Origin of the sequence: Massilia sp. YIM B02443 (genome assembly GCF_030411955.1) — a bacterium.
Lineage (GTDB): Bacteria > Pseudomonadota > Gammaproteobacteria > Burkholderiales > Burkholderiaceae_D > Telluria.
Genome location: NZ_JASNRA010000025.1, coordinates 23,036 through 47,351, shown reverse-complemented (window position 1 = coordinate 47,351; position 24,316 = coordinate 23,036). Strand labels below are relative to the sequence as shown.

Here is a 24,316-nt window from a genome sequence, read left to right as displayed (position 1 = left end):
CATTCTAGCGGAGCGCGGCCAGGACGCCGCCCCTACAACTCGATAAACCCGCGCTCGATCCCGATCGTGACCGCGTGCGTGCGATTGCTGGCGCCAAGCTTGTCCATGATGCTGCGCAGGTGGCCTTTCACGGTGTCTTCCGACAGCCCGAGCTCGCCGCCGATCTGCTTGTTCGCCTTGCCGCGCGCGATCAGGCCCAGCACCTGCAGCTCGCGCGCGGTGAGCGATTCCTGGCCCAGGTGATTGGCCAGTTCGGCCGCCACCTGCGGTGGAAAATAGCGGTGGCCGGCGGCCAGCGTGCGGATCGCCTCGGTCAGTTCGCGCCGCAGCGCGCTTTTCAGCAGGTAGCCCTGGGCGCCGGCCTTGATCGCCTGGGTCACGCGGGCGTCGCCGCTGTAGGTGGTCAGGATCGCCAAACAGGCGGTCGGGAATTCGGCGCGGATCGCCTGCACCGCCTCGGTGCCGTTCAGGTTCGGCATCTGCAGGTCGAGCAGCGTCACGTGCGGGCGCAGCGCGCGGTATTGCGCCAGCGCTTCCAGGCCGTCGCCGGCCTCGCCCACCACCCGCATGTCGGACTGGCTGTTGACCACCGCCGCGATCCCCTCGCGCATCAGGGGATGGTCGTCGGCCACCAGGACTTCGATCGGCAGCTGCTTGATGTTCACTCGGTCTCCTCTTGTTCGTCATTACGCGGCGCCCGCGTCGCAGCCGGCCGCACTGCAAGGTCGGCCTGGGTCTGCGGCATCAGCCACAAGGCCGCCAGTACCACGTGCAGCGCCGAACCGGCCGGCGCGTACCACAACGCCAGCGCGATCGCCGCCGCATACAAGCCCACCGACAGCCGGATCTTCCCGTTCTGCCAGGAGTGCGCATGATCGACCCCGCCGAGCGTGCCCAGGCGCCAGGACAGCAGCATGAACGAGATCGAGCACATCAGCAACACCACGCCATACAGCGCCACCGGCGCCGAGTCCATCGGATGCTCGCCGGCCCAGGCTGTGACGAAGGGGATCAGCGACATCCAGAACAGCAGGTGCAGGTTGGCCCACAATGCAGCCCAGTCCACGGTGCGCACCCGTTCCAGCATCGCGTGGTGATTGACCCAGTAGATGCCGACATAGACAAAGCTGAGCGCATAGCGCAGCCAGGACGGCACCACGGCCGCCATGTCGCGCAGCGTGCCCGACTCGGGCGGACGCAGCTCGAGCACCATGATCGTGATGATGATCGCGATCACGCCGTCGCTGAAGGCTTCGAGCCTGGTTTTGTTCATGCTTTGTTCATGCCGGCGCCGATGCCGCTTTTGCCTCGCCTCCCGCGGCCGGCAGCCACAGGTGCAGGCACAGGATCGCGATCGGCGCCAGCAGCGCGACGAAGCCGAATGCGAGGAACCCGAAGGCGGCGCCGGCGCAGCCCAGCGCGAAGCCGAACACCGGCCAGAAGAACTTGCCGCAGCGCGCCGTGGTGGCCTGGTCGCCGGCCCCGCGCAGCCAGTCGACGCCGTCGATCACGAGCTGGGTGACGTTCCCGGTCATCATCGAGGTCGGCGCCAGGTTCGACAGCAGCAGCTTGCTGGCCGCGCTGTGCGCGCCCATGGCCGCCGCGCCGAGCAGCCCGGCCGCCATCGCCAGTGCGCCCATTTGCTTCGGCACCGGTTCGGCCAGCATGCCGCACACCATGAAGCCGGTCAGCAGCACCAGCTGCAGCAGGTAGGACGGTTTGTGGGCGGATGCGGCGCGCCGTTCGCACGCCACCACCAGCAGGCGCGCCGCGGCGATCCCGAGGATAAAGGCCGGGAAGGCCAGGATCTTGAGCAGCGACGGGATCTGCTGCGGGTCGGCCAGCGAGGCGCCCAGCAGCACGAAGTTGCCGGTGACGTGGGCGGTGAACAGGCCGAACAGGGCGATGAAGCCGAGCGTGTCGACGTAGCCGGCCAGGAAGCCCATGCCGGCGCCCTGCAGCCGTTGCGATTGATAAGCTGCCATGATCAGAACGCAAAGCAGCTGCAACCCAGCGCGCCCCAGAAGCCGCTGTGGTCCGACACCGGCATGTTCGAGCGCCGTGCCCGGTCATGGCCGTGGGCGTGCACGCCGCACGGACCCGAGCACTGGTGCGCGAGCGCCGCCGCCGGCTGCGCCGCCGGTGCGCTCTTGCGCCAGTGGCCCGGCACCTTCTGCACCGGCGACCATTCCGGCAGCACCGGAATCGGCGCCGGTCCGAGCGGGGTGAACTCGGCGGCGCCGTACACCACCTTGCCGCCGACCACGGTCAGCACCGATTCGATGGCCTTGATGTCCTCGGCGTCGATGCTGAAAAAGTCGCTGGACAGCACCGCCAGGTCGGCCAGCATGCCTTCGCGGATGCGGCCTTTCTTGTCCTGCTCGTTCGAGAACCAGGCGCTGCCGGCCGTCCAGAGTTCGAGGGCGGTCTCGCGCGGCAGGTGGCCGGCGCTGCCGTACAGCGGCAGGCCGCCCACGGTGCGTCCGGTCACCAGCCAGTACAGGGCCATCCACGGATTGTAGCTGGCCACGCGGGTGGCGTCGGTGCCGGCGCCGACCGGCACGCCGGTTTCCAGCATGCGTTTCACCGGCGGCGTGGCGCGCGCCGCTTCGGCGCCATAGCGTTCGACGAAGTATTCGCCCTGGAACGCCATGCGGTGCTGGATCGCGATGCCGCCGCCCAGCGCCTGCACCCGGTCGATATTGCGCTGGGTGATGGTCTCGCAGTGGTCGAACATCCAGTGCAGGCCGTCGAACGGGATGTCGCGGTTGACCTTCTCGAACACGTCCAGCATGCGCGAAATCGACTCGTCGTAGGTGGCGTGCAGGCGGAACGGCCAGCGGTTGGCGACCAGGTGGCGCACCACGCGCTCCAGCTCGTCCTCCATGCCGGGCGCCAGGTCCGGGCGCGGCTCCAGGAAGTCTTCGAAGTCGGCGGCCGAGAACACCAGCATCTCGCCGGCGCCGTTGTGGCGGTAATAATCGCTGCCCTGCCCCGGCTTGACCATGCCGGTCCAGCGCTGGAAGTCTTCCAGCTCGGCGCCCTTGTTCTGCGTGAACAGGTTGTAGGCGATGCGGATGGTCAGCTGGCCGGCCGCCTCGAGTTCTTCGATGACGGCGTAATCCTCGGGATAGTTCTGGAAGCCGCCGCCGGCGTCGATGGCGCTGGTCAGGCCCAGGCGGTTCAGTTCGCGCATGAACTGGCGGGTCGAGTTGACCTGCAGCGCGCGCGGCAGCGTCGGGCCCTCGGCCAGCGTGGCGTACAGGATCATCGCATTGGGGCGCGCGATCAGCATGCCGGTCGGGTTGCCGGCGGCGTCGCGCACGATCTCGCCGCCCGGCGGGTTCGGAGTGTCCTTGGTATAGCCGACGGCGCGCAGCGCCGCGCGGTTGAGCAGCGCGCGGTCGTACAGGTGCAGGATGAACACCGGCGTGTCGGGTGCGGCAGCGTTGATCTCGTCCAGCGTCGGCAAGCGTTTTTCGGCGAACTGGAACTCGGTCCAGCCGCCCACCACGCGCACCCATTGCGGGTTCGGGGTGCGCAGCGCCTGTTCCTTCAGCATGCGCAGGGCGTCGGCGAGCGACGGCACGCCTTCCCAGCGCAGTTCGAGGTTGTAGTTGAGGCCACCGCGGATCAGGTGCAGGTGCGAGTCGTTCAGGCCCGGGATCGCGGTGCGGCCATTCAGGTCGATCACCTGGCTGCCTTCGCTGCGCTGGCGCATCACGTGTTCGAGGTCGCCCACGGCGACGAAGCGGCCGTCGCGAATCGCCACGGCGCTGGCCTGCGGCTGTTCGCGGTCGACCGTGTGGAAGCGGCCATTGATGAGGATCAGCGCCGGGGATGGCGCCGAAGCTGGGGATGTGGTCGGCATGCTGGTCTCCGATGGTTGCCGGTGGCCGCCGATGGCGTCGATATGCGGCAGCCACCGCCGGACGCAGCACGCCCGGCGTGTTGAAACATGGCCGGCACGGCGCGCCGTACAGCGCCTGCCGGCCGGCCGAATCAGGACGGCGCGATCAGCGCGCCGGCACCGGGTCCAGCACTTCGTGCGCACCGGCGGCGCGCGCCGGCGCCTTGTGCACCATGGTGTAGGCGTAGTCCACGCCCATGCCATAGGCGCCCGAGTGCTCGGTGACGATCTTCATCACCGCGTCGTAGGTGTCGCGGTTGGCCCAGTCGCGCTGCCACTCCAGCAGCACCTGCTGCCAGGTCACCGGCACCGAACCGGCCTGCACCATGCGCAGCATGGCCATGTCGTGCGCTTCCCTGGTGGTGCCGCCCGACGCGTCGGACACCATGTAGATCTCGTACTCGCCCTCTAACATGGCGCACAGGGCGAAGGTGGTGTTGCAGACTTCGGTCCACAGGCCGGCCACGATCACCTTCTTGCGGCCGTTGGCGGCCAGCGCGTCGCGCACCTTCTGGTCGTCCCAGGAATTCATGGAGGTGCGTTCCAGGATCTGCTGGCCCGGGAACACGTCGAGCAGCTCGGGATAGGTGTTGCCAGAGAACGACTGGGTCTCGACGGTGGTGATGGTGGTCGGGATGCCGAACACCCTGGCTGCCTTGGCCAGGCCGACCACGTTGTTCTTGAGGGTCTGACGGTCGATCGACTGCACGCCGAAGGCCATCTGCGGCTGGTGGTCGATGATGATCAGCTGCGAGTTATGCGGGGTCAGGACTTCGAGTTTTGGATTGCTCATGGTGTTCTCCTTTTTGCTTGTGGTTGAAGGCGCCGCTGCTCGCGGCCGCCCGGGTTGGTCAGGTATCGGGGGTTGCGTCTTGCCGGTTGCGCTCAGCCCTGGCGGCTGGAACCGTCGGCCTGTTCGCCGGCGGCGACGTCGCGCGCCTGGACGCCGGTAATCTTCGGCTTGCACTCGCTGGCGAACCAGCTGATGGTGAGCGGCTCGCCTTCGATCACGCGCTTGGCCATTGGCACGATCTGCTCGCCGATCAGCATGCCCAGCAGGCCGATCAGGGCAATCGCCGGCGGCGCCGGCGAGCGCACGTTGAGCAGGCCGTACAGCACGCCGGCCAGTACGCCGGCGCCGAGTGAAATCAGGTACATATCGTTCTCCTTGCCCGGCGCCGGGGATGGCGCCAGCGGTTGAAGTATCGTTTGACCGCCGGCGGCGCGATAGAATCAGATTGCTGTGCCGTCAACCATGCAAAAAAGGCATCTACAGGGCCGCGACTGGAGGCAGCTCAACAAAACGGCTACCATGGCGCATCCAGCCTATAGGGAAAGCAATTGCTCAAACTCAGTCTCGACGCCCTCCAGATCATCGACACCATCGCCCGCAAGGGCTCGTTCGCCGGCGCCGCCAAGGAACTGTTCCGGGTGCCGTCGACCATTTCGTACACGGTCTCCAAACTGGAAGAAGACCTGGGCGTGCGCCTGTTCGACCGCTTCGGCCCCAGGGTCGTGCTCACCGCCGCCGGCCAGGAACTGCTCAAGGAAGGCCGCTACCTGCTGCGCGCAGCCAGCGACCTCGAGTCGCGGGTGCGGCGCGTCGCCTCGGGCTGGGAAACGGAGATTGCCCTCTGCATGGATTCGCTGCTCTCCGCTGCCGGACTGCAGCCCGACATCGAAGCCTTTTATAACGTGGCCGACCAGACCCGGTTGCGCATCGTGCGCGAGTCGCTGTCGGGCACCTGGGACGCCCTGCTCGAGCGCCGCGTCGATCTGCTGGTCGGCGCCGCCGGCGAAGGTCCGTCCGGCGGCGGTTTTACTGCGGAGCCGATCGGCGCCAGCGCCTTCGTGTTCGCGGTCGCCCCGCATCACCCGCTGGCCGCGGCCACGCACCCGCTCGACAAGAGCGACCTGCTGCCGCACCGCGCCGTCTCGGTGTCGGACTCAGCCCGGGTGCTCGGCCGGCGCACGGTCGGCCTGCTGTTCGGGCAGGACACGCTGGCGGTGCCGGACATGAGCACCAAGTACGAATTCCAGGTGCGCGGCCTCGGCTTCGGCTTCCTGCCCGAGGCCTGGGCCCGGCCCGCCATCGAGCGCGGGCTGCTGGTCGAAAAACAGGTGGTCGAGCCGAAGGCCGACGAAACCTTCTACCTGGCCTGGCGCAGCGGCGAAGACGGCGCCGCGCTGCGCTGGTGGATCGAGCGCATGCGCGGCAACTCGCCGTTCGGGCGCATGCTGGCCGATCCCTGTGCCTGACGCCTAGACGGCGTCGGTCTGGATCCGGATCGTGCCGCTCAGCGTCTTGTGGACCGGGCACTTGTTGGCGATATCGAGCAGGCGCGCCTTGTCGTCCGCACTCAATGCGCCGACAAATTCGATGTGGCGCTGCAGTTCATAGGCGCCGTCGATCTGGCCGTGCCCGATGCGCACCCGCACATCAATCAGCGCCAGCCCCTTGCGCTTGGCATACATGGTCACGGTCAGCGCCGTGCACGCGGCCAGGGCGGCGGCCAGCAGGTCGTGCGGTTCCGGGCCGCTGTTCTCGCCGCCGAGCGCTTCGGGAGCGTCGGACAGCACCTGGTGCTTGCCGATCCGGATCGCGGTTTGCAGCGGGCCGGCGCCGCGTTGGGCTGTGACTTGCATGACATGCTCCTCGAGATGGAGGTTGAAGGGTGGCCCCGCCGCCCCGGGCGGGGCGGCGTACCGTCTTTACTGCGGCAGGTCGAACACCAGCACTTCGGCCGCTTCGGCCTGGGCCAGCGTGACCGCATCTTCCTGGGTCACCTTCAGCGCGTCGCCGCCGTTCAGCGCCACGCCGTTGACCGAGACCCGGCCGCGGATCACGTGCACGTAGGCTTGGCGGCCGGCGGCCAAGGGATGGCGCAGGGCATCGTCGCCATTCAGGATCGAGGCGTAGATCGACGCATCCTGGCGCATCGAGACCGAACCTTCGCGGCCGTCGCTCGAGGCGATCAGGCGCAGCTTGCCGGTTTTCGATGCGGTGTCGAAGTGTTTTTCTTCGTAGCCGCCCGGCTCGCCGCGGCGGTTCGGCTCGATCCAGATCTGCAGGAAGTGCACCTCTTCGGTCTTCGAATGGTTGAACTCGCTGTGCGTCACGCCGATGCCGGCGCTCATGCGCTGCACGTCGCCGTAGCGCAGCACCGAACCGTTGCCCATGCTGTCCTTGTGCTCCAGCGCGCCGGCCAGCACGTAGGAGATGATCTCCATGTCGCGGTGACCATGCGGCTCGAAACCGCGGCCCGGCGCCACGTGGTCTTCGTTGATCACGCGCAGAGGACCGAAACCCATGTGCTTCGGATCGTGGTAGTGGCCGAACGAGAAGGTGTGTTTCGAGTTCAGCCAGCCAAAGCTTGCGCCGCCGCGTTCATTGCTTTTACGTACGTTCAACATGATGAGTTCCTTGTCGTGGTTGGGACCATCGAACCGTTCGACGCTCAGGATATTGCGCTGTTGCTCCTGCCTGCTGCGCCGTGTTCGATGCGATGGAATCATTATGCTCGCGCCGTACGAGATTGAAAAACGGATAATTTATTGGCCTATCATCGAGAAATTCGAACATTGGATGCAAGCGGCCAAACGACAACGCGGCGCCGGCCCGACAGGCCAGCGCCGCGCTTGGCACAGCACGTTCAGGATCAGAACTTCAGTCCCACGCGCGCATAGTAATAACCGCCATTGATGCCGAACGGCGAGAACGACGGATAGATCGTCACCGCCGTGTTGTCGAGGTTGGCCCGCTGCTCGGCCAGCAACTGCGCATTCACCTGGTCCGGGTACTCGTTGAACAGGTTGTTCGCGCCCAGCGACAGCGTCAGCGACTTGTTGACCTGGTAGCTCAGTTCGAGGTCGGTCAGCAAGGTCGGCTTGATCTCGGTCTTATAGAACACCGCGCCGTCGGTCGATTGCTGGTCCGACGACTTGCCGAAGTAGTTCTCGCGCAGGTTGACCGTCCACGCGCCCACCTTCCACAGCGCGCCCAGGTTGACGCGCACGCGCGGCGAGGCCGTCTCCAGGTGCGAGATCGCGGTCTCGTCGAGCAGCGTCTGCGGCTGCAGCTGGAGCGGGGCCTGGTTGATCTTGACCACCTTGACCCGGTTGTAGTTGGCCGCCGCCGACCAGTCGACGCGGCCGTTGGCGCCGTAGTTGCTCGACAGGGTGGCCACCGCTTCCAGGCCGCGGCTGCGGGTATTGACGGCGTTGGTGAAGATGTTGATGCCGGTCTGCACCACGGTCGGGTCGAGCACGTTGCCGTTGGCGAGGATCGCCGCCGTCACCGCCGGAGAGTTGATCGCGCCGCCGGAGCCGTACAGCGAGCCGCTGCCGACAATGCGGTCGCGGATGCCGATCTGGTAGGCGTCCAGCGTGATCGCCAGGTTGGCGCTCGGGTTGAGCACCAGGCCGGCGCTGACGTTGGTCGAGGCCTCGGGTTTCAGGCCGTCGATGCCGACCAGGCGCGCGCCAGGCGAGTTCGGCGCCAGTTGCACGAAGGCGCTGCGCGGCGAGACGTTGGTGGCCGAGTAGTAGGATTCGGCCAGCGTCGGCGCCCGGAAGCCGTTGCTGTAGGTCGCGCGCAGCGCCACGGCCGGCGAAAAGTCGTAGCGGCTGGTGAGCTTGCCGACCCTGGCGTTGCCGAAGTCGCTGAAGTCTTCGAAGCGGCCGGCGATGTCGGCGGTCCAGCCCTGCACCGGCTGCACGGCGACGTTGACGTAGGCGGCCTTGTTGTTGCGGCTATGGCTGCCGGCGTCGGTCAGCGAAAAGCCGGGATACGATTGCGCGCCTTCCTTGTAGCGCGAGGCGGCGTCGCCGGCCACGATGGCGTAGGTGTCGCGCCGGTGCTCCAGGCCCAGGGCCAGCGTCAGGGGCGTGGCCGCGCCGACCTCGAACTCGCGGCTGATATCGAGGTTGTTGGTCCACTGGCTGGCATGGAATTCTCCGGCCGCGAACTCGAGCGGGGTGGAACCGGTGTCGGTGTACAGCGAGATGTTGGCCGAGTTGGCCACCCCGAGCTTGGCCACGTCCTTGCCGTAGGTGCTCGACAGGTCCCAGTTCCAGGCGCCGAAGACCTTGCCCTTGACGCCGAGCGTGAGCGCATAGTCTTCTTCGTCGAAGGTCTCCTGCGGGCTGAAGCCGAGCGGGTAGATCTGCGGCAGGCGGTTCGGCATGCGGTAGTTCTCGAAGGCGCGCGCCTCTTTCTTGCCGTAGGTGCCGAAGCTGTACAGCTGGTTTTCGGGGGTCAGGTCGGCGCCGAAGTTGGCGGCAAAGATGTGCTGGCGGTACTGGGCGTCGCCCTGGATCTTGTTCACGTAGGGATAGCCCGGCGCCGTCACCAGGGCCGGCATCTGGGCAATGGTGGCCGGATCGATCACGCGCGGGTCGATGCCGCCGCGCTCGGAAAAACCGTGGTACTTGGTCTCGACCGACAGGTTGAGGAAGGCGTCCGTGAACGGCGCGATGCCGATGTTGGCCATGCCGTCGCCGGTGGAGCCGCCGCCATCCTTGTAGCCGCCGCCGTTGACGTTGGCGCTGCCGCCGCGGTTGCCCGACTTGAGGATGATGTTGACCACGCCGGCGATGGCGTCGGTGCCGTATTGGGCGGCGGCGCCGTCCTGCAGCACCTCGACGTGGTCGATCGCGGCCACCGGAATGTAATTCAGGTCGGCCGCGGCGCCGCCCTGGAAGGCGCCGGCCAGCACCGCCAGGTTGGCAGTGCCGTGGCGGCGCTTGCCGTTGACCAGCACCAGCGTGTTGTTCGGACTCAGGCCACGCAGGCGCGCGGCCAGCGTCATGGCCGCCATGTCGCCGCCGAAGGCCTGGGCGTTGAGCGACGGCAGGTTCTGCGACAGCGCCTGGATCAGGTCCGGCTGGCCGGTGCGCGCCAGCGAGGCGGCGTCCAGCACCTGCACCGGCGAGGCGCTGTCCTGCACGGTAAGGCCGGCGGCGCGGGTGCCGGTGACGATCACCACGCCGCTGTTGGCGACGCCGGATGCGGCCGGCGCGTCGCCGGTGGTTTCGACGGCGTTCGCCGGCTTGTCGTCGGCGTAGGCACTGGCGCTGGCGACTATGCAGGTCAGCAGGCCGGCGACGCCGGTGTGAAGTATGGCCTTGTACATGGTTCCCCCTTGGTATGGACGTTGTCGCGGGCGGCGCTTGGCCAGCCCGTTGTTGTTAGCGTTGTTTCGGGTTGCGGCTTATTTTTTCGCTGCCACCACTTCGATCTCGACCAGCCAGCCGGGATTGCTCAGGGCCGCCACCTGCACCACCGCGCGCGCCGGCAGGTTCGGCTGGGCGCCGCCGAAGAACTGGGTGTAGCCCTCCATGAATCCGGCCACGTCGGCGCGGCCGTTCTTATTCGGGTCGCCCACCAGGAACACCTGCATCTTGACCACGTCGCCCATGCCCAGCCCCATGCCGGCCAGGATCTCCTTGATCTTCAGGAGCACGTTGGCGGTCTGGGTCCTGGTGTCGCCGAAGGCCGCGATGGAGTTCTGGTCGACCGCCTTGTTCACCGCCGGCGGCACCTGGCCGCTGATGAAGTGGATGGTGGCATTGGGCGGCAGCGTGACCGCCTGCGCGATCGGGAAATCCGAGTTCGGGATCTTGTGGCGCACGATGTCCTGGGCGCCGGCGGCGCCGGACGCGAACAGCAGCAAGGCAGCGAGGCGGGAAGCTTGAAATGTCATGTGGTGCTCTTTCATGGCTGATGGATGAAACGAAACATGCATGGATCAATGCTTGTTGCCGAAGCGGCTGCGGGTCGGCGGCGCCACGCCCAGCGCCGTGCGCCGGGCCTCGACCTCGGCGCCGGAAACCGGCGCCGCGCGATTGCCCCAGCTGGCGCGCGCATAGGTGAGCACCTCGGCGATCTCGGCGTCATCGAGGCTGCCGCTGAACGCCGGCATGCCACCGCGGCCCTTGAGCAGCACTTCGGCCGCTTCTAGCGGGGCGCCGGTAACGACCGGGCTGGCCACCAGCGCCGGGAAGGCGCCGGGGATGCCGCGGCCGTCGGCCTGATGGCAGGCGGCGCAGTTCCTGGCGAACAGGGTCTTGCCGTCGGCTTTGGGCTGGGCCAGCGCGCCGGCCTGGCAGAGGAACACCAGCGCGCCTGTCAGCAGATAAAGTCGGTGGTTCATGCGCTGGCCCTCCGGTGCAGGCGTTCGACCTGCTGCCAGCTCGACTCGATGGCGCCGGCCTGCCACCCGGTCAGATAGCTCAGGTGCTCGCCGGCCAGCAGCACGCGCCCTTCTCCTTCGAGCAGCTTCGGATAGGCGTCCTGGCGCGACGCCTCGTTCCATTCGGCCCAGCCGCCCAGGCTGTACTTGACGCGGTGCCAGGCCACCGAGAACGCGCTTTCGTAATGGCTGCGGTAGCCCGGGAAGATCTTTTCGCCGGCGTCCAGCGCGAACTCGACGCGCTCCTGCGGGGTCAATGCGCTGACCTCGATCGCGTCGAGCGAGTAGTTGTAGTAGCCGAGCAGCACGCCCTTCTGCTGCTGCCAGCCGCTCGACGGCAGCGAGATCGTGTTGATGCCTTTCAGGTCGGTCAGCACGTGGCCGCCGTAGATGTGGTCTTCTTCTTCCCAGAAGCGGCGCTTCATCTGCAGGCCGATCTTGCCCACCGGGGCGTACGGCACCGCCTTGATCGCGGCCTTCATGCCATCGGAGAAATCGGTGTCGATCATGCGCAGCACCGACAGCGGCACGGTGCACAGGCAGTAATCGGCCTACACGCTCGAGCGCTTGCCACTGGCGGCGTCGCGCACGTCGACCGTGACCTTGTCCCCATTCTGGCGGATGCGCTGCACCTCGGCGTTGTAGCGGATCGCGTTGCCGAGCCGTTTGGCAAACGCGCGCGGGATCGCGTCCATGCCGCCCACCGGCTGGAACATGGTGGCGTGCATCGGGAAGTCCTGCACCGCGCTGTACACCTTGCCGACCTTGGCCGCCAGCAGGTCGTGGAACGCGAGCGGGTCGGACGGCGTGCCGGCGCCCGGCGCCAGGCCGGCGCCCGGGTTGACCGCGTAGCCGCGGCCGTTGCGGCCCTTGTAGGCCAGATCGCCGCGTTCCAGTGCGCCCTCGCGCGTCAGGTAGTCGAGCAGCAGCATCTGGTCGTCCGCGGAGAGGCGCGCATCGAGCTGGCGCCCCTGCACGGTCTTGGCCAGCAGCTCGGCCACATGGCCGCGCATGTCGGCCTTGATCTGGGCGCCACGGAGGCGCTGCTTCGACAGCGGGCCGCCGTCTTCGAGGTAGACGAAGGCGTGGTCGTTCTCATTGACGATCACCTCCAGCGGCACGTCGAACAGGCGCGTGTAGTACAGCGTCGACTGGTGGTCGAGCGGGATGCGCCACGGGCCATGGTTGATGTAGTGGCCCTCGTCGAAGCGGCAGTGCTGGGCTTCGCCGCCCAGTTCCTGCAGGCTGAAGCCCTTGCGCGCGGTCTGGCAGCGCCCGCCGGCGAAGGAGCGCGCTTCCAGCACCTGCACCTCGTAGCCGAGTTTGCGCAGCTCGAAGGCCGCGCTCAGGCCGGCGACGCCGGCGCCGAGGATCACGACCTTCCTGCCCTTGCCGCTGCCGCTCAATGCAGGGGGCGCAGTCACCTTGGAGGCGATGCCCATGCCCCAGGCGTTCATCGTGTTCAACAACAAGGCCGAACCGCCAACCGCCGCGGCCCGGTAGAGAAAGTCGCGCCGCGAGAGCGACGCTGTCGAACGGTTCATCCACACCTCCACAAGTCAACACTGAAAAACCAAGAATTAATGGCCTTTCAGCAATACCTGTGCCAATTCGGGTCAGATAAATTCACAGTGAATATTGTGAAAATAAAGTCGTTAAGAAGGGATCGACAAGATATGGCGCCAACTTCGGGCGGCGAGAAAATATAGTCGTGCCGGCTTTATCGCCGCCCAGAATATTTACAGAAGTGTCAGGCGGCGAATTTGAGAACTATTTTTTATCGGAAGCGCACTATATTTACAGGCGCATTTTGATGAATTGGCGCCGCTAAACGACGCGCGGTGGATTGATGGCGTGACGCCCAATTTGGTGCTGCACTGCAGTGGAGCCAATACGCACTTGATTGGGTTAGCGCACCGGCTTTTGCACCGTCCGGTGGCTGTCCCGCGCAAGCCAGTAGATGAACTGGCCGTAGCTGGGAATGGCGCCGGGGTTGGCGCCGGCGAAGTGTTCGGCGAGCAGGCTGCGGTAGGCGGCGCGCCGCGAGAACTCCGCGTGAGTGGCGGCGTGGCGCGCGACGGCTGCCTGGAAAATGGCGCGCATGGCGGCGTCGACGTTTGGGCCGGCAACGGCGCGCTTGCTCGGGCGGCCGCGCTTGACGCCGCCGCTCGCTTCGCGGGCCTTGCCGGGCGCACCGGAGTTGGCGTAGTCGGGCAGCAGCGCGTCCGGGGTCTGGCCGCGCTCCCAGTAGCGGCGCAGGTAGCGCATCAGGTTGGCGCGCGACATGCCGTGCTCGGAGGCATATCCGGCAACCGCCTTTGCACGTGCGACGCGCAGGTAGACGTCCGGCCGCTGTTCGTGCAGGGCGCGCACCGCGTCCCAGGCCCTGGCCTGGAGTTGGCGGTGATGCTCGGGTGGGTCTTGCCGGGGCCGTGCCCGATACGGGTCGGTCAGCAGCAGCCGCGCACGGCGTGCCTGCAGATCGGCGGCCAGCGAAGCCAGGGCGACCGGTCGCGGCCAGGCAGTGGCGCAGCCCAGTTCAAAGGTATAAGCGAGATCACGTTGCTGGTCGATCCAGAGAATCCGGATCACACGATTCGGCGTGCCCGCATATTCGATGACATCGTTATTCAATAACATCCGCAGTTCCCGACATAATCAGATAAACCGGAATATGCAAGGAATAAGCCAGCGGATCGAATCGGATATAAAACGGGCGGCGGGCATTTCGAGAAAGGATTATCAATAAAACGATAATCCCGGTCCGAAAATGAGAAGCGGCGCATTGCGCCGCCGGACATCATTTCTGGGACAGGACCCATTTGGCCAGGGCCTTGGCCTCGGCGTCGCTCACTTGCGGATTGGCCGGCATCGGGATCGGGCCCCAGGTGCCGCTGCTGCCCTTCTGGATCTTCAGGGCCAGCTTGGCCTCGGCGCCGCCGTCTTTCGCATACTTGGCGGCGACGTCCTTGTAGGCCGGACCGACCAGCTTGTTGCCGACCGCGTGGCAAGCCATGCAGGCCTTGGCCTTGGCCAGTTCCGGGCTGGCGTGGGCGGCCGGGACAGCGGCGACGGCGAACGTCGCAGCCAGGATCAGGTGCTTCTTCATGTGTACTCCTGTATGGGCTGTGATGCGTGAAGGCGGGCCGGCAGACAGCCTCCGCCCGCTCGCGTCCGGCATGATAGCGGAATCGACATCACTTGCGGCAGTTATCGCAGAGCGTTTGGTAATCACGCTGCGTGATGGGCGCCATTGTCAATACGCTGTGCGGCCGTCCGGCTGCCCACGCAATCAACGCCTGGCCTTGCGCGGTTTCTCGCATGGGAAGCGGCGGCGCAACTCTGCCAGCACCAGCGGCGCCGCATTGCCTTTCAGCTCGGCCGGCTTGCGGCTTTCCTTCAGGCGCTGCACCACGGCCAGGTTCAGTTCCTGCGGCAGCACCGGCCGGGTCAGGCACCATGCAGTGCCGTGGGCGCCGTCCTTGATGCCGTTCAGGTAGGCCTCGACCTTTTCGCGGTTGATGTAGTCGAGCTGCGACTTAGGCTGCTTGAGGCGGCGCTCGATCACCTCCTGGCCGCTCATGCTGTTGAATGGATAGACATAAGGGATGGACGCGGGCGCCGCGCCGGACGCCATGCAGGCCCCGAGACAGGCGAACAGTCGGACTAGCGAGCGGACGGGATGCGGCATGGAGACTCCTGGGCGGCGGTCGGCCTCCCCATGGTGCCGACCGTACTGCTGGCCCCGCCTGAGGAAACTCAATCGTGCGCCAGGCGCAAGTCGGGATCGTCGTCGAAGATGGCGGCCAGCCAGGCGGCGAAGGCTTGCAGGCGCGGACTGGACATGCGGCCGCGCGGATACAGGAGCGACACCGGCATCGGGGTCGGCGTCACGCCGGGCAGCACCTCGACCAGTGTGCCCGCTGCCACGTGGGCGCGGGCCTGGTAGCGCCCCAGTTGCGCCAGGCCGAGTCCCTGCAGCGCGCACAGCAGGTTGGCCTCGGCGTCGTTGACGGCGACGCCGCCCTGCATCGGCACTTTCCCGAGCGTGCCGTCATGCTCGACTTCCCAGTCGAAGGCGCGGCCGGTGCGGCCGGAAAAGTGGACCACGGCCTCGTGCTGCGGCAACTCGTCCATCGAGGCCGGCACGCCGCGCCGCTGCAGGTAGCCTGGGGCGGCGGCGATCGTGAAGCGCATCAGGCCGATGCGGCGCGCCACCAGCGCCGAATCCTGCAGCGTGCCGACGCGCAGCGCGCAGTCGATGCCTTCGGCGGTGAGGTCGACCAGGCGGTCGCTCTGGCTGATCGTCAGTTGCAGCTCGGGGTGACGCTCACGGAACTCGGCGATGCGCGGCAACACCACGCTGCGCCCAAGCGCGCCCGGCAGGTCGATGCGCAGGCTGCCGTTCAGGCGCCGGCCCTCCTCACCGAGGAACTCGGCTTCGGCGGCGTCGATCGCGGCCAGGATCTCGCCGCACTGCTGGTAATAGCGCTCGCCCTCGGGCGTGAGCGACAGGCGGCGCGTGGTGCGCTTCAGGAGCTGGGCGCCCAGATGGCGCTCCAGCGTCTGCATGGTGGCGGTCAGCGACGCGCGCGGGAGATTGAGCGACTCGGCCGCCTTTGAGAAACTGTTGGCCTCGACGATCCGCACAAAGGTCTGCATCGCCCGTACTTTGTCCATGATTGTTCATATGATGTGAATTGTATGAGCGGATTATGCACTAATTATCTTTTGCTGAACTCTTCCTAGAATGGACTCAACCATCAAGCCAAGAAAGGATCGCGCCATGCAAGCCTCAGCACACCCCACCATCACACCCGGCATGACGGCGCTGCTCGCCGCAGCCGCCGGCATCATCGTCGCCAACCTGTATTACGCCCAGCCGCTGGTCGCCAACATCAGCGCCGCGCTCGGCATCCCGCCCGCCGCCGCCGGGCTGGTGGTGACGCTGACCCAGATCGGCTACACCCTCGGCCTGCTGTTCATCGTGCCGCTGGGCGACCTGCTCGAGAACCGGCGCCTGATCGTGGGCGGCCTGCTGGCCACCGCCGCCGCCCTGCTGCTGGCGGCCACCGCCAGTCAAGCCTGGCAATTCCTGCTGGCTGCGCTTGCCATCGGCCTGGGCGCCGTGGTGGCGCAGGTGCTGGTGCCCTTCGCCGCCCACCTGGCGCCGGAAGCGACGCGCGGGCAGACGGTCGGCAAGGTGGTCAGCGGGCTGCTGCTCGGGATCATGCTGGCGCGCCCGGTGGCCAGCGTGCTGGCGGGCGCCGGCGGCTACCACGCCGTGTTCGGCATCGCCGCGGCGCTGGTGCTGGCGCTGGCCGTGCTGCTGCACTTCAAGCTGCCGCAGCGCCGGCCCGGTCCGGCGCCGCGCTACCTGGCGCTGATCGGATCGCTGTGGTCGCTGTTCACGACGACGACTGTGCTGCGCCGCCGCGCGCTGTACCACGCCGGCCTGTTCGGCGCCTTCAGCCTGTTCTGGACCGTGGTGCCGCAGGCGCTGGGCGGCCCGCAGTTCGGGCTGAGCCAGAATGGCATCGCCGTGTTCGCCCTGGTCGGCATGGCCGGCGCCGTGGCCTCGCCGATTGCCGGACGCCTGGCCGACGCCGGCCGCACGCTCGGCGCCACTTTCTTCGCCCTCGTGCTCGGCAGCCTGAGCTTTGCACTGCCGCTGCTCGCGCCGCAGGCCAAGATGCCGGCGCTGGGCTTGCTGGCCGTGGCCGCGATCGTGCTCGACGCCGCCGTCGCCGCCAACCTGGTGCTCGGCCAGCGCGCGCTGTTCACGCTCGGCGCCGAGGTGCGCAGCCGCCTGAACGGCTTGTACTTCGCGCTGTTCTTCGCCGGCGGCGCCTTCGGTTCGGCGTTGGGCGGGTGGCTGTACGCAGAACTCGGCTGGCACGCCGCGCTGATCGCGGGCATGCTGCTGCCTGCGGTGGCGTTGCCGGTGTGGGTGATGGAAGCGGCCGAGCATACGGCAGCGCGCCGCATTGCCGAAGCGCCGTAACACCTGTGAAGCACGATGGGGTCAATCGCGACCCCGTTTCTTGCTGGCGAGATTTTGTGGTTCACTAGACTCCGTGGGTTAGTTACATTTTATAGTCGAGGTCGGACGGCGATCAGACTCGCCGGATGCCGGAACGTATCATTGGCGCAGGCCCTGCTATGCTCTCAGCGAACCTCGACATCACCGGAGTCACCATGCAGTCCAATGAATCGACCAACGAATCGTCCAACAACGCCCCCGGCGCAGCGCCCGCAGCCGCCGAACTCGACGAAGCCACCCTCGCCTGGGTGCGCCAGGTGTTCCAGCACGCCCGCGCCGGCGACGCCGAGCCGCTGGACGCCCTGCTGGCCCAGGGCCTGCCGCCCAACCTGCGCAACGAGCGCGGCGACAGCCTGCTGATGCTGGCCGCCTACCACGGCCACCTGGACGCGGTGCGCGTGCTGCTCGAGCACGGCGCCGATCCGGAACTGATGAACGACGCCGGCCAGAGCCCGCTGCACGGGGCCGCCTTCAAGGGCGACCTCGGCGTCGCCACCCTGCTGCTCGACCAGGGCGCGCGGCCGGACCACCCCGGCCCTTCCGGCAAGACCGCGCTGATGTTCGCGGCCATGTTCAACCGCACCGACATCCTGCGCCTGCTGGTCGAGCGCGGCGCCGACCCGGCGGCGCGCGACGCCGACGGCGTCAGTGCACTGGATGCGGCGCGGCGCATGGGCGCGAACGACACCGCGGCGCTGCTCGCATCGCTGGCCTGATGCACGGCGCGGGCCGGCCCCGCGCACGCCTGGGCTACGCCGTTTGCAAACGGCAGCCACATCTGGCGCAGTACTCCTGCCCGCCAGACACTCACGGGCTCTCGGCACGGCCGGGATCGTCCCGGGGCTTTCGCTCGTGGACTTGGACCGTCACGCATGGGAGCACGACGCATTCCGCCCGACGAGGTGCGGCGGCTCGCCGCCCTCCACCATGCCACCCGCCTGCCCGGCAGCGCACCCGAGGAGGCGTTCGACCGCATTACCCGCATGGCCAGCCGCGTCACCGGCGCACCGATCGCTCTGGTGTCGCTGGTCGGCAAGGACGTTCAATGGTTCAAGTCGCGCTGCGGCTTCGAGCCGCACAGTACGGCGCGCGACGTCTCGTTCTGCGGCCATGCGATTCTCAGCGACGAACCGATGGTGGTGCCGGACGCCACCCGTGACCGACGTTTCGCCGGCAATCCGATCGTGCTCGACCACGAACCGCGCACGCTCGACCAGGCCGGCCTGGAATGCCTGGGCGACCTGGCGCGGATGGTCGAGCAGCTGATCTATCACCGCCAGCTGGCGATGGCGGCGCAGTCGCTGACCGAAAGCCTGTCGATGGCCGGTCCGGCGCGTAGCGTGGTGGTGATGCGCCAGCTGCGCGAGCGCGGCGTCACGCTCAGCATCGGCGACTTCGGCACCGGCCATGCGAGCTTCGCCTACCTCACCCGGCTGCCGGTCGACAAGCTCAAGATCGACAGGTCGTTCATCGACGACATGGCGCACAGCCCGGAATCGCTGGCCATCGTGCAGGCGATGATCGCGATGGCGCACCGGTCGCGGCTGACCGTGATCGCGGAAGGCGTGGAGACGGCGGACCAGGTCGCGGCGCCGCGGCGCGCCGAGTGCGACCAGATCCAGGGGTATTACTTTTCGAAGCCGCTGCGGGCGGCCGATTGCGCGGCCTGGATCCGGGAACGGATCGAGCAGGCCGCGTGAAGGTCGGTGGATGGATCAGCGCCGGCGGCGGCGACCGAACCAGGCGGCCAGCAGGCCCAGGCCGGCGATGGCGGCGCTCGATGGCTCGGGTACCTCTGCGCGCAACTGGCCCATTTCCCCGCTGCACTCTGGAATCGTAAAGGTACATGGGCCTTCATCGCTGGCGGCCCAGTTCACCGTGAATATCGAACCAGTGCTGGCCATCCTGAAATCGCTGTTGGAATCGTTGGCGGAAATTGAGCCACTCAGCAACCCGTCCGGCAAGAATGTCAGATCGAGCGAAATCATGTCGCTGTAGTACTGCGGCCTGCTCCGGTATCCATAATCAATGTAATTGATACGCGATGGAGAAGCGCCTCCGTAATCGCGATCAAACCAGTAACGCAGGGACAGCAAGCTGTCTTGCCCATCGTAGCAACTGCCACCCTGGGCGCAGCTGGCGAAGATGTCCAGCTTAAGCTTGCCCTGCTTGACGGCCTGATCCGAGAACACCAACTCCAGATTCATGCCTGGAGGCATGGTATCGGACGCGGCAGTCTGGTGCCAGGAATACATTACACCGGCTTCCGCCGGTTGGGCCAGCAGGGCGGCCGCGAACAACATCGAAGTAATACGTAACATCATCTTGCTCCTCCAGGTAACTCAGTAAAAGAAAGGAGCAAGAAGTGCGCCAGAACTCAGCCATAACGCTACTTCCTTGATTTAAATCAGGATTTTTTCCGGCGGGTATGCTGCGTATTTACTACTGTCAAATTTCTCGACAGTCAGGCGACCTGGGAAAACTTGCGCACCTCGACCGGCCGGTCGACCAGGTCCGGCAAGTCGCGGCCCAGCGCCGCCATGTGGCTGCTGTCGTCATGCTGCTGCAGCGCCTCGGCGCTGGTCCAGTACTCGACCATGATCAGGCTGGCCGGGTCGTCGGCGGCGCGGTGCATGTCATAGCGGATGCAGCCGGCCTCCTTGCGGGTGGCTTCGATCATGATGCGCATGCGCGCTTCGAGCGCGGCTTCCTGGCCGGGACGGGCATGCAGGGTGGCGATGACGGTGACTTGCTGGGACATGGCATTCCTTCGATAGTGATTAAAGCGACAGTTGATGGAGGGCGCGCGCCATGTAGACGGCGGCGCCGGGATAGGTGGCCAGGCCGGCGTCGGCGCCGGCGGCGCGAGACGGACGGAAACCGAAGCCGGTCCAGAAACGCTCGCTGTCCTGCACCGAGACCAGCGCCGCGTGGCGCAGGCCCTGCGCGCGGCCGGTGGCCAGCAGGTGCTCGACCAGCGCGCGCGCCAGTCCGCGGCCGTGCGCGCGCGGCGCGACAGACAGGTCGTGCAGGTACAGGGTATCGGGTTGCGGCGGCGGCGCGAACGGCGCGCCGAGATCGGTGACCGCGCCCAGCCGCGACGGATAGGCGAACAGGTAGCCGCACACCCCGTCGCCATCGAAAGCGACGGCGCAGCTGCTGGCGGCAGCCAGCAGGCGCGCCCGGACCACGGCGCGCGGTTCCTGCATCGACGGTGGATAACACGCGGCCTGGACCGCCATCACGGCGTCCAGGTCGGCGAGGTGCATCGGGCGAATCCGGTGGGGCATCGAAACGTGCGCGCGCCGGGCGGCACGCGCAAAAGTTCGATGGTAGCACGGGCCGTCCGGCCTGGCTGGCGCCCGGCCGTTCGAACCGCCCTGCCCGCACTCGCGTGCAGGCCGCGCGCGGGCGTTGCGCAGGCGTGTCGTGGCTTACTTCTTCAGCAGGATGCGGCCCTTGAGCTTGATGTTGCCCTGGCCGTTGCTCATGTCTTCGCCGCCGGTCAGGTCGCCGCCGCCGGTGGCCTTGAAGTAGCGGCCGGTGCCGCCGGTGATGGTGAAGGTGGCGCCGTTGAACACGAACTTGTTGCCTTCGCCGGTCGGCACGAACTGGCCGCCGTACTTGGCGAACAGCTGCTCGCCGGTCAGCGTGGTGACCACGAAGATGCCGTCGCTGAAGGTGAACGAGGTGCCGCTCGGGGTGATGCAGTCGTTGGCCACGAAACCGACCTTGCCCAGGGTCGGGCTGGAGCCGTAGCCGAGGATGGTGCCGCCGAACTTCGACGCGCAGCGCAGCGACGGACCGACCAGTTCCTGCAGCACGCCGCTGATCTCGAGATCCTGGTAGGTCTGCTTGGCCGGCTTGGCCGCGCTGGCCGGTGCGCACAGGGCGGCGGACACCAGTGCCGAGGTGAAGGCGAGACGCAGGGTGGACTTGAACATGTAGACTCCGTGAAATGTGAAAACATCGGTTGTAAGAATTTAAAGCTTAACTTTTTGAAACGTTTTCTGGCGCACGGATGCGTTCAAAATGTGTACAAAATGACACAGCGAATCCCATGAAAATCGGGTAGCAAAATCGGCTCCGGGAGCAGCCTGGCGGTCGGCGCACGTGTTCGTGCGCACTTGACGGCGGCGCAGCCATCCGCCATTCTGATCCTTCTGACAATCTTGCCTTGCCAGCGTCGCCGACCGGGCGGCGCCCGCATGCCGAATGCGGCGCCCGTCCACCCATGGCGCGCTCGCACGGTACGGGCAGCCACTCTTCGACATCGCACACAGGACAGGACAACGCATGAGCAGCCTAGAGCCGGCTTCGGCCGGACGCATCGAATACATTCTCCACGCCAGCTGCCCGGCCGGCACCGGCATCGTTGCCGCAGTGGCCGGCTTTCTCGCCGAGCGCGACTGCTATATCTGCGCGCTGGAGCAGTTCGACGACGACTCGACCGCCTGGTTCTACATGCGCGCCGTGTTCCGCCAGCAGGACGGCTCGCCGCCGATCGAGGCGATCCGCGAACAGTTCGGCGAGCTGGTGGCGACGCGCCTCGAAATGCAGTGGAAGATCCACGATCCGCGCGAGCCGGTGCGCACCGTGATCATGGTCTCGAAGACCGACCACTGCCTGGACGACCTGTTGTACCGCCGTCGCAATGGCGAACTGAATATGACCATCACGGCGGTGGTGTCGAACCACCTCGACCTGCGCCCCATGGTCGAGCGCGAAGGGATACGCTTCATCTTCCTGCCGGTGAACAAGGACAACAAGACGCAGCAGGAAGCGCGGCTGCTGGAAGTGTTCGAGGAAACCGGCTCGGAACTGGTGATCCTGGCGCGCTACATGCAGATCCTGTCGGACGAGCTGGCGCGTCGTCTGGCCGGCAAGTGCATCAATATCCACCACTCCTTCCTGCCGGGCTTCAAGGGCGCCAAGCCCTACCAGCAGGCGTTCGACCGCGGCGTCAAACTGATCGGCGCCACCGCCCACTACGCCACGCCGGACCTGGACGAGGGCCCGATCATCGAGCAGGTGCTCACGCGCGTGGATCACAATTACCGGCCCGAGCAGCTCACGCGCGTGGGACGCGACAACGAATGCATGGCGCTGGCGGCGGCGGTCAAGTTCCACATCGAGCGCCGCGTGTTCGTGCACGGGAACAAGACCATCGTGTTCCGCGGGCCATAAGACAGCGGACAGCGCGTTGTCAGCGCAGGGGTTGCTGCTGCTGCGCGCTTTCTTTTTCGATCCGCTGCTGCAGCGACCACAGCCGTGCATAGGCGCCCGCGCGCGCCAGCAGTTCGGCGTGACTGCCCTGCTCCAGGATCTGCCCGCGGTCCATCACCACGATCTGGTGCGCGTGCACGATGGTCGACAGCCGGTGCGCCACCACCAGCGTGGTGCGGTCGCGCGCCAGCCGGTTCAGCTCCTCGGTGATGGCGTGCTCGGACACCGCGTCCAACGCCGAAGTCGCTTCGTCGAACACCAGGATGCAAGGGTCCTTGAGGATGGTGCGCGCGATCGCGATGCGCTGGCGCTCGCCGCCCGACAGCTTGGCGCCGCGCTCGCCCACCTGGGTGTCGTAGCCGTCGGGCAGCGCCGCGATCATGTCGTGCACGTGCGCGGCGCGGCAGGCGGCGATGACCTCTTCGCGCGAGCAGCCCGGGCGGCCATAGGCGATGTTGTTGCCGATGCTGTCGTTGAACAGCGCCGTTTCTTGCGGCACCACCCCGATCGCACGCCGCACGCTGCCGGCCTGGGCCCGGCCGATGTCCTGGCCGTCGACCAGGATCCGCCCGCTGCCCGGCGCGTAGTAGCGCAGCAGCAGCCGCGCCAGGGTCGACTTGCCCGAGCCGCTGCGCCCGACCACCGCCAGCGTCGTGCCCGGCGCGATGCGCAGGTCGACGTCGACCAGGGTCGGACGTCCGGCCTCGTAGGCAAACCCGACCCGCTCGAACACCACCTCGCCCGGCCCGGCGCGCAGCGGCGGCGCATCGGGCGGGTCGACCGTTTCCGGACGCTCGCGCAACAGCGCGAACAGGCGTTCGGCATTGACCCAGGCGTCGCGCGCCTCGCGGTAGACGAAGCCGAGCGCATTGAGCGGCAGGCAGACCTGCAGCGCATAGGCGTTGATCAGCACCAGGTCGCCCACGCTCATGCGTCCCCGCAGCACCGCCTGCCCCGCCAGCAGCATGATCGCCGCCACCCCCACCCCGATCAGCGCGCTCTGCCCCACGTGCAGGGCGAACAGCGCACGCTGGTTACCGGCGCCGGCGGCGCGCCATTCGTCCATGATGGCGGCGAAGCGCTGCGCCTCGAGCGCTTCGTTGGTGAAGTACTTGACCGTGTCGTAGTTGATCAGGCTGTCGGCCAGGCGGCCCTTGGCGTTGGAGTCGAGCTTGTTGACGCGGCGCTGGTAGACCACGCGCCGCGCCGTGAACACCAGCGTGAAGCCGGCATACACCAGGAAGGTGAGCAGGATGATGGCCGCGAAGCCGGCCTCGTAGGCGCGCAGCATGATGGCCAGCACCAGCCCGATCTCGACCAGGGTCGGCACGATGGTGAACAGCGCCACCCCGAGCAGGAAGGCGATGCCGCTGGTACCGCGGTCGATGTCGGGCAGCAGGCTGCCCAGACTGCGCCGGGCATGAAAGTGGGGACCCAATGCATGCAGGTGAGCGAAGGTGCGCTGGGCGTAGCCGGACACGGCATCGAGCGTCACGCGTGAGAACAGCAGGTCGCGCAACTCATTGAACAGGGTGCTGGAAAAACGCAGCACGGCGTAGCCGGCCAGCAATAGCACCGGCAAGGTCAGCGGCAAGGTATGCGGAAAATCGCCCGCCGGGCCGCCCTGGAAGGTGTCGATGATGCGCTTGAGCAGCAGCGGCACCGCCACCGTGGCCAACTTGGCCGCCAGCAGCAGCACCAGTGCCGCGCCGATGCGCAGGCGATGGCGCGCCAGCACCTGCCACAGTTCGCTGGCGATGCCTGCTTCCGCTCCGGATGCTTGCTGGTTCACGCCCGCCCACCTTCTCGTCGATCGTCACAATTGGACCGGCAAACCCGGCACGCATTGCAGCCCAACGGATGAGAAGGCGCAAGATGGATCAACGAATTGTGTCTTTACGGCGGCAGCCGGCGCCAGTTTTGCGAACAGGAAATGTTCAATCA

General features: G+C 67.0%; 25 protein-coding genes and 1 pseudogene. 5 read left to right on the top strand and 21 right to left on the bottom strand.

Translation table 11 applies throughout. The annotated features are described in order from the left end of the window. Nucleotides 1-32: 32 nt before the first annotated feature. The 6 genes from QPK27_RS20905 to QPK27_RS20880 all read right to left on the bottom strand — a co-directional run bounded on the left by QPK27_RS20905 (nt 33) and on the right by QPK27_RS20880 (nt 5,068). On the bottom strand, nt 33-665 hold the full coding sequence (locus QPK27_RS20905) for a response regulator transcription factor (protein ID WP_290420110.1): 633 nt from the start codon (nt 663-665) through the stop codon (nt 33-35). Further along, nucleotides 662-1,273, bottom strand: coding sequence for a TMEM175 family protein (locus QPK27_RS20900; protein WP_290420109.1), 612 nt, complete (start codon nt 1,271-1,273; stop codon nt 662-664). The genes QPK27_RS20905 and QPK27_RS20900 overlap by 4 nt, the downstream gene beginning before the upstream one ends. 7 nt (nt 1,274-1,280) lie before the next feature. Further along, a complete protein-coding gene (locus QPK27_RS20895) occupies nt 1,281-1,985 on the bottom strand; it encodes a YoaK family protein (protein ID WP_290420108.1) in 705 nt (234 codons plus the stop codon). Nucleotides 1,986-1,987: 2 nt separating this feature from the next. Then, complete coding sequence (locus QPK27_RS20890; RefSeq protein WP_290420107.1) at nt 1,988-3,871, bottom strand: amidohydrolase; 1,884 nt, start codon at nt 3,869-3,871, stop codon at nt 1,988-1,990. A 145-nt stretch (nt 3,872-4,016) separates the two neighbouring features. Then, a complete protein-coding gene (locus tag QPK27_RS20885; RefSeq protein WP_290420106.1) occupies nt 4,017-4,703 on the bottom strand; it encodes a hydrolase in 687 nt (228 codons plus the stop codon). Nucleotides 4,704-4,795: 92 nt separating this feature from the next. Further along, on the bottom strand, nt 4,796-5,068 hold the full coding sequence (locus QPK27_RS20880) for a XapX domain-containing protein (protein WP_290420105.1): 273 nt from the start codon (nt 5,066-5,068) through the stop codon (nt 4,796-4,798). Nucleotides 5,069-5,251: 183 nt separating this feature from the next. On the opposite strand from QPK27_RS20880, the gene QPK27_RS20875 reads away from it, so the two are divergent. Continuing rightward, entirely contained in the window at nt 5,252-6,169 is a 918-nt protein-coding gene (locus tag QPK27_RS20875; protein ID WP_290420104.1) for a LysR family transcriptional regulator, read from the top strand. Nucleotides 6,170-6,172: 3 nt separating this feature from the next. Here QPK27_RS20875 and QPK27_RS20870 read toward each other — a convergent pair whose 3' ends face one another. The 10 genes and pseudogenes from QPK27_RS20870 to QPK27_RS20825 form a co-directional block, all read right to left on the bottom strand. Then, a complete protein-coding gene (locus QPK27_RS20870) occupies nt 6,173-6,556 on the bottom strand; it encodes an OsmC family protein (protein ID WP_290420103.1) in 384 nt (127 codons plus the stop codon). A gap of 66 nt (nt 6,557-6,622) precedes the next feature. Beyond that, entirely contained in the window at nt 6,623-7,324 is a 702-nt protein-coding gene (locus QPK27_RS20865; protein WP_290420102.1) for a pirin family protein, read from the bottom strand. A gap of 245 nt (nt 7,325-7,569) precedes the next feature. Further along, complete coding sequence (locus QPK27_RS20860) at nt 7,570-10,044, bottom strand: TonB-dependent siderophore receptor (RefSeq protein WP_290420101.1); 2,475 nt, start codon at nt 10,042-10,044, stop codon at nt 7,570-7,572. 78 nt (nt 10,045-10,122) lie between these two features. Continuing rightward, complete coding sequence (locus QPK27_RS20855; protein WP_290420100.1) at nt 10,123-10,614, bottom strand: RidA family protein; 492 nt, start codon at nt 10,612-10,614, stop codon at nt 10,123-10,125. A gap of 45 nt (nt 10,615-10,659) precedes the next feature. Further along, complete coding sequence (locus QPK27_RS20850; RefSeq protein WP_290420099.1) at nt 10,660-11,064, bottom strand: cytochrome c; 405 nt, start codon at nt 11,062-11,064, stop codon at nt 10,660-10,662. Then, a pseudogene (locus QPK27_RS20845) lies at nt 11,061-12,647 on the bottom strand (flavin monoamine oxidase family protein). The gene QPK27_RS20850 and the pseudogene QPK27_RS20845 overlap by 4 nt, the downstream one beginning before the upstream one ends. A 364-nt stretch (nt 12,648-13,011) precedes the next feature. After that, nucleotides 13,012-13,743: a hypothetical protein gene (locus QPK27_RS20840; RefSeq protein WP_290420098.1), complete on the bottom strand. Its 732-nt coding sequence runs from the start codon at nt 13,741-13,743 to the stop codon at nt 13,012-13,014. A 160-nt stretch (nt 13,744-13,903) separates the two neighbouring features. After that, nucleotides 13,904-14,212 carry a c-type cytochrome gene (locus QPK27_RS20835; RefSeq protein ID WP_290420097.1) on the bottom strand — a complete coding sequence of 103 codons (309 nt, stop codon included), beginning with the start codon at nt 14,210-14,212 and terminating at the stop codon, nt 13,904-13,906. A gap of 183 nt (nt 14,213-14,395) precedes the next feature. Then, a complete protein-coding gene (locus QPK27_RS20830) occupies nt 14,396-14,794 on the bottom strand; it encodes a Rap1a/Tai family immunity protein (RefSeq protein WP_290420096.1) in 399 nt (132 codons plus the stop codon). 68 nt (nt 14,795-14,862) lie between these two features. Further along, entirely contained in the window at nt 14,863-15,783 is a 921-nt protein-coding gene (locus tag QPK27_RS20825; protein WP_290420095.1) for a LysR family transcriptional regulator, read from the bottom strand. 106 nt (nt 15,784-15,889) lie between these two features. Between QPK27_RS20825 and QPK27_RS20820 the strand changes: the two genes are divergently transcribed. From QPK27_RS20820 to QPK27_RS20810, 3 genes are all read left to right on the top strand, one after another. Next, on the top strand, nt 15,890-17,107 hold the full coding sequence (locus tag QPK27_RS20820) for an MFS transporter (protein ID WP_290420094.1): 1,218 nt from the start codon (nt 15,890-15,892) through the stop codon (nt 17,105-17,107). Between the two features lie 194 nt (nt 17,108-17,301). Next, nucleotides 17,302-17,862 carry an ankyrin repeat domain-containing protein gene (locus QPK27_RS20815; RefSeq protein WP_290420093.1) on the top strand — a complete coding sequence of 187 codons (561 nt, stop codon included), beginning with the start codon at nt 17,302-17,304 and terminating at the stop codon, nt 17,860-17,862. 156 nt (nt 17,863-18,018) lie between these two features. Further along, entirely contained in the window at nt 18,019-18,846 is an 828-nt protein-coding gene (locus QPK27_RS20810) for an EAL domain-containing protein (RefSeq protein WP_290420092.1), read from the top strand. Between the two features lie 15 nt (nt 18,847-18,861). On the opposite strand, the gene QPK27_RS20805 is transcribed toward QPK27_RS20810, so the two are convergent. From QPK27_RS20805 to QPK27_RS20790, 4 genes are all read right to left on the bottom strand, one after another. After that, on the bottom strand, nt 18,862-19,470 hold the full coding sequence (locus QPK27_RS20805) for a PEP-CTERM sorting domain-containing protein (protein ID WP_290420091.1): 609 nt from the start codon (nt 19,468-19,470) through the stop codon (nt 18,862-18,864). Nucleotides 19,471-19,610: 140 nt separating this feature from the next. Further along, nucleotides 19,611-19,907 (bottom strand): putative quinol monooxygenase, encoded by a 297-nt coding sequence (locus QPK27_RS20800; protein WP_290420090.1) that lies wholly within the window; start codon nt 19,905-19,907, stop codon nt 19,611-19,613. 19 nt (nt 19,908-19,926) lie between these two features. Further along, nucleotides 19,927-20,415, bottom strand: coding sequence for a GNAT family N-acetyltransferase (locus QPK27_RS20795; RefSeq protein WP_290420089.1), 489 nt, complete (start codon nt 20,413-20,415; stop codon nt 19,927-19,929). Nucleotides 20,416-20,580: 165 nt separating this feature from the next. After that, the gene (locus QPK27_RS20790) at nt 20,581-21,090 is read right to left on the bottom strand and encodes a hypothetical protein (RefSeq protein WP_290420088.1); all 510 of its coding nucleotides are present in this window, start codon (nt 21,088-21,090) and stop codon (nt 20,581-20,583) included. Between the two features lie 352 nt (nt 21,091-21,442). On the opposite strand from QPK27_RS20790, the gene purU reads away from it, so the two are divergent. After that, nucleotides 21,443-22,333 carry a formyltetrahydrofolate deformylase gene (gene purU, locus QPK27_RS20785; protein ID WP_290420087.1) on the top strand — a complete coding sequence of 297 codons (891 nt, stop codon included), beginning with the start codon at nt 21,443-21,445 and terminating at the stop codon, nt 22,331-22,333. A gap of 19 nt (nt 22,334-22,352) precedes the next feature. Here purU and QPK27_RS20780 read toward each other — a convergent pair whose 3' ends face one another. Continuing rightward, nucleotides 22,353-24,164 carry an ABC transporter ATP-binding protein/permease gene (locus tag QPK27_RS20780; protein WP_290420086.1) on the bottom strand — a complete coding sequence of 604 codons (1,812 nt, stop codon included), beginning with the start codon at nt 24,162-24,164 and terminating at the stop codon, nt 22,353-22,355. Nucleotides 24,165-24,316: the final 152 nt, after the last annotated feature.

Excerpts from the sequence above, each read along its gene's own strand:
- QPK27_RS20900 (WP_290420109.1), bottom strand. The coding sequence starts at position 1,273 with ATGAACAAAACCAGGCTCGAAGCCTTCAGCGACGGCGTGATCGCGATC.
- QPK27_RS20895 (WP_290420108.1), bottom strand. The coding sequence starts at position 1,985 with ATGGCAGCTTATCAATCGCAACGGCTGCAGGGCGCCGGCATGGGCTTC.
- QPK27_RS20890 (WP_290420107.1), bottom strand. The coding sequence starts at position 3,871 with ATGCCGACCACATCCCCAGCTTCGGCGCCATCCCCGGCGCTGATCCTC.
- QPK27_RS20885 (WP_290420106.1), bottom strand. The coding sequence starts at position 4,703 with ATGAGCAATCCAAAACTCGAAGTCCTGACCCCGCATAACTCGCAGCTG.
- QPK27_RS20880 (WP_290420105.1), bottom strand. The coding sequence starts at position 5,068 with ATGTACCTGATTTCACTCGGCGCCGGCGTACTGGCCGGCGTGCTGTAC.
- QPK27_RS20870 (WP_290420103.1), bottom strand. The coding sequence starts at position 6,556 with ATGCAAGTCACAGCCCAACGCGGCGCCGGCCCGCTGCAAACCGCGATC.
- QPK27_RS20865 (WP_290420102.1), bottom strand. The coding sequence starts at position 7,324 with ATGTTGAACGTACGTAAAAGCAATGAACGCGGCGGCGCAAGCTTTGGC.
- QPK27_RS20860 (WP_290420101.1), bottom strand. The coding sequence starts at position 10,044 with ATGTACAAGGCCATACTTCACACCGGCGTCGCCGGCCTGCTGACCTGC.
- QPK27_RS20855 (WP_290420100.1), bottom strand. The coding sequence starts at position 10,614 with ATGACATTTCAAGCTTCCCGCCTCGCTGCCTTGCTGCTGTTCGCGTCC.
- QPK27_RS20850 (WP_290420099.1), bottom strand. The coding sequence starts at position 11,064 with ATGAACCACCGACTTTATCTGCTGACAGGCGCGCTGGTGTTCCTCTGC.
- QPK27_RS20840 (WP_290420098.1), bottom strand. The coding sequence starts at position 13,743 with ATGTTATTGAATAACGATGTCATCGAATATGCGGGCACGCCGAATCGT.
- QPK27_RS20835 (WP_290420097.1), bottom strand. The coding sequence starts at position 14,212 with ATGAAGAAGCACCTGATCCTGGCTGCGACGTTCGCCGTCGCCGCTGTC.
- QPK27_RS20830 (WP_290420096.1), bottom strand. The coding sequence starts at position 14,794 with ATGCCGCATCCCGTCCGCTCGCTAGTCCGACTGTTCGCCTGTCTCGGG.
- QPK27_RS20825 (WP_290420095.1), bottom strand. The coding sequence starts at position 15,783 with ATGGACAAAGTACGGGCGATGCAGACCTTTGTGCGGATCGTCGAGGCC.
- QPK27_RS20820 (WP_290420094.1), top strand. The coding sequence starts at position 15,890 with ATGCAAGCCTCAGCACACCCCACCATCACACCCGGCATGACGGCGCTG.
- QPK27_RS20815 (WP_290420093.1), top strand. The coding sequence starts at position 17,302 with ATGCAGTCCAATGAATCGACCAACGAATCGTCCAACAACGCCCCCGGC.
- QPK27_RS20810 (WP_290420092.1), top strand. The coding sequence starts at position 18,019 with ATGGGAGCACGACGCATTCCGCCCGACGAGGTGCGGCGGCTCGCCGCC.
- QPK27_RS20805 (WP_290420091.1), bottom strand. The coding sequence starts at position 19,470 with ATGATGTTACGTATTACTTCGATGTTGTTCGCGGCCGCCCTGCTGGCC.
- QPK27_RS20800 (WP_290420090.1), bottom strand. The coding sequence starts at position 19,907 with ATGTCCCAGCAAGTCACCGTCATCGCCACCCTGCATGCCCGTCCCGGC.
- QPK27_RS20795 (WP_290420089.1), bottom strand. The coding sequence starts at position 20,415 with ATGCACCTCGCCGACCTGGACGCCGTGATGGCGGTCCAGGCCGCGTGT.
- QPK27_RS20790 (WP_290420088.1), bottom strand. The coding sequence starts at position 21,090 with ATGTTCAAGTCCACCCTGCGTCTCGCCTTCACCTCGGCACTGGTGTCC.
- purU (WP_290420087.1), top strand. The coding sequence starts at position 21,443 with ATGAGCAGCCTAGAGCCGGCTTCGGCCGGACGCATCGAATACATTCTC.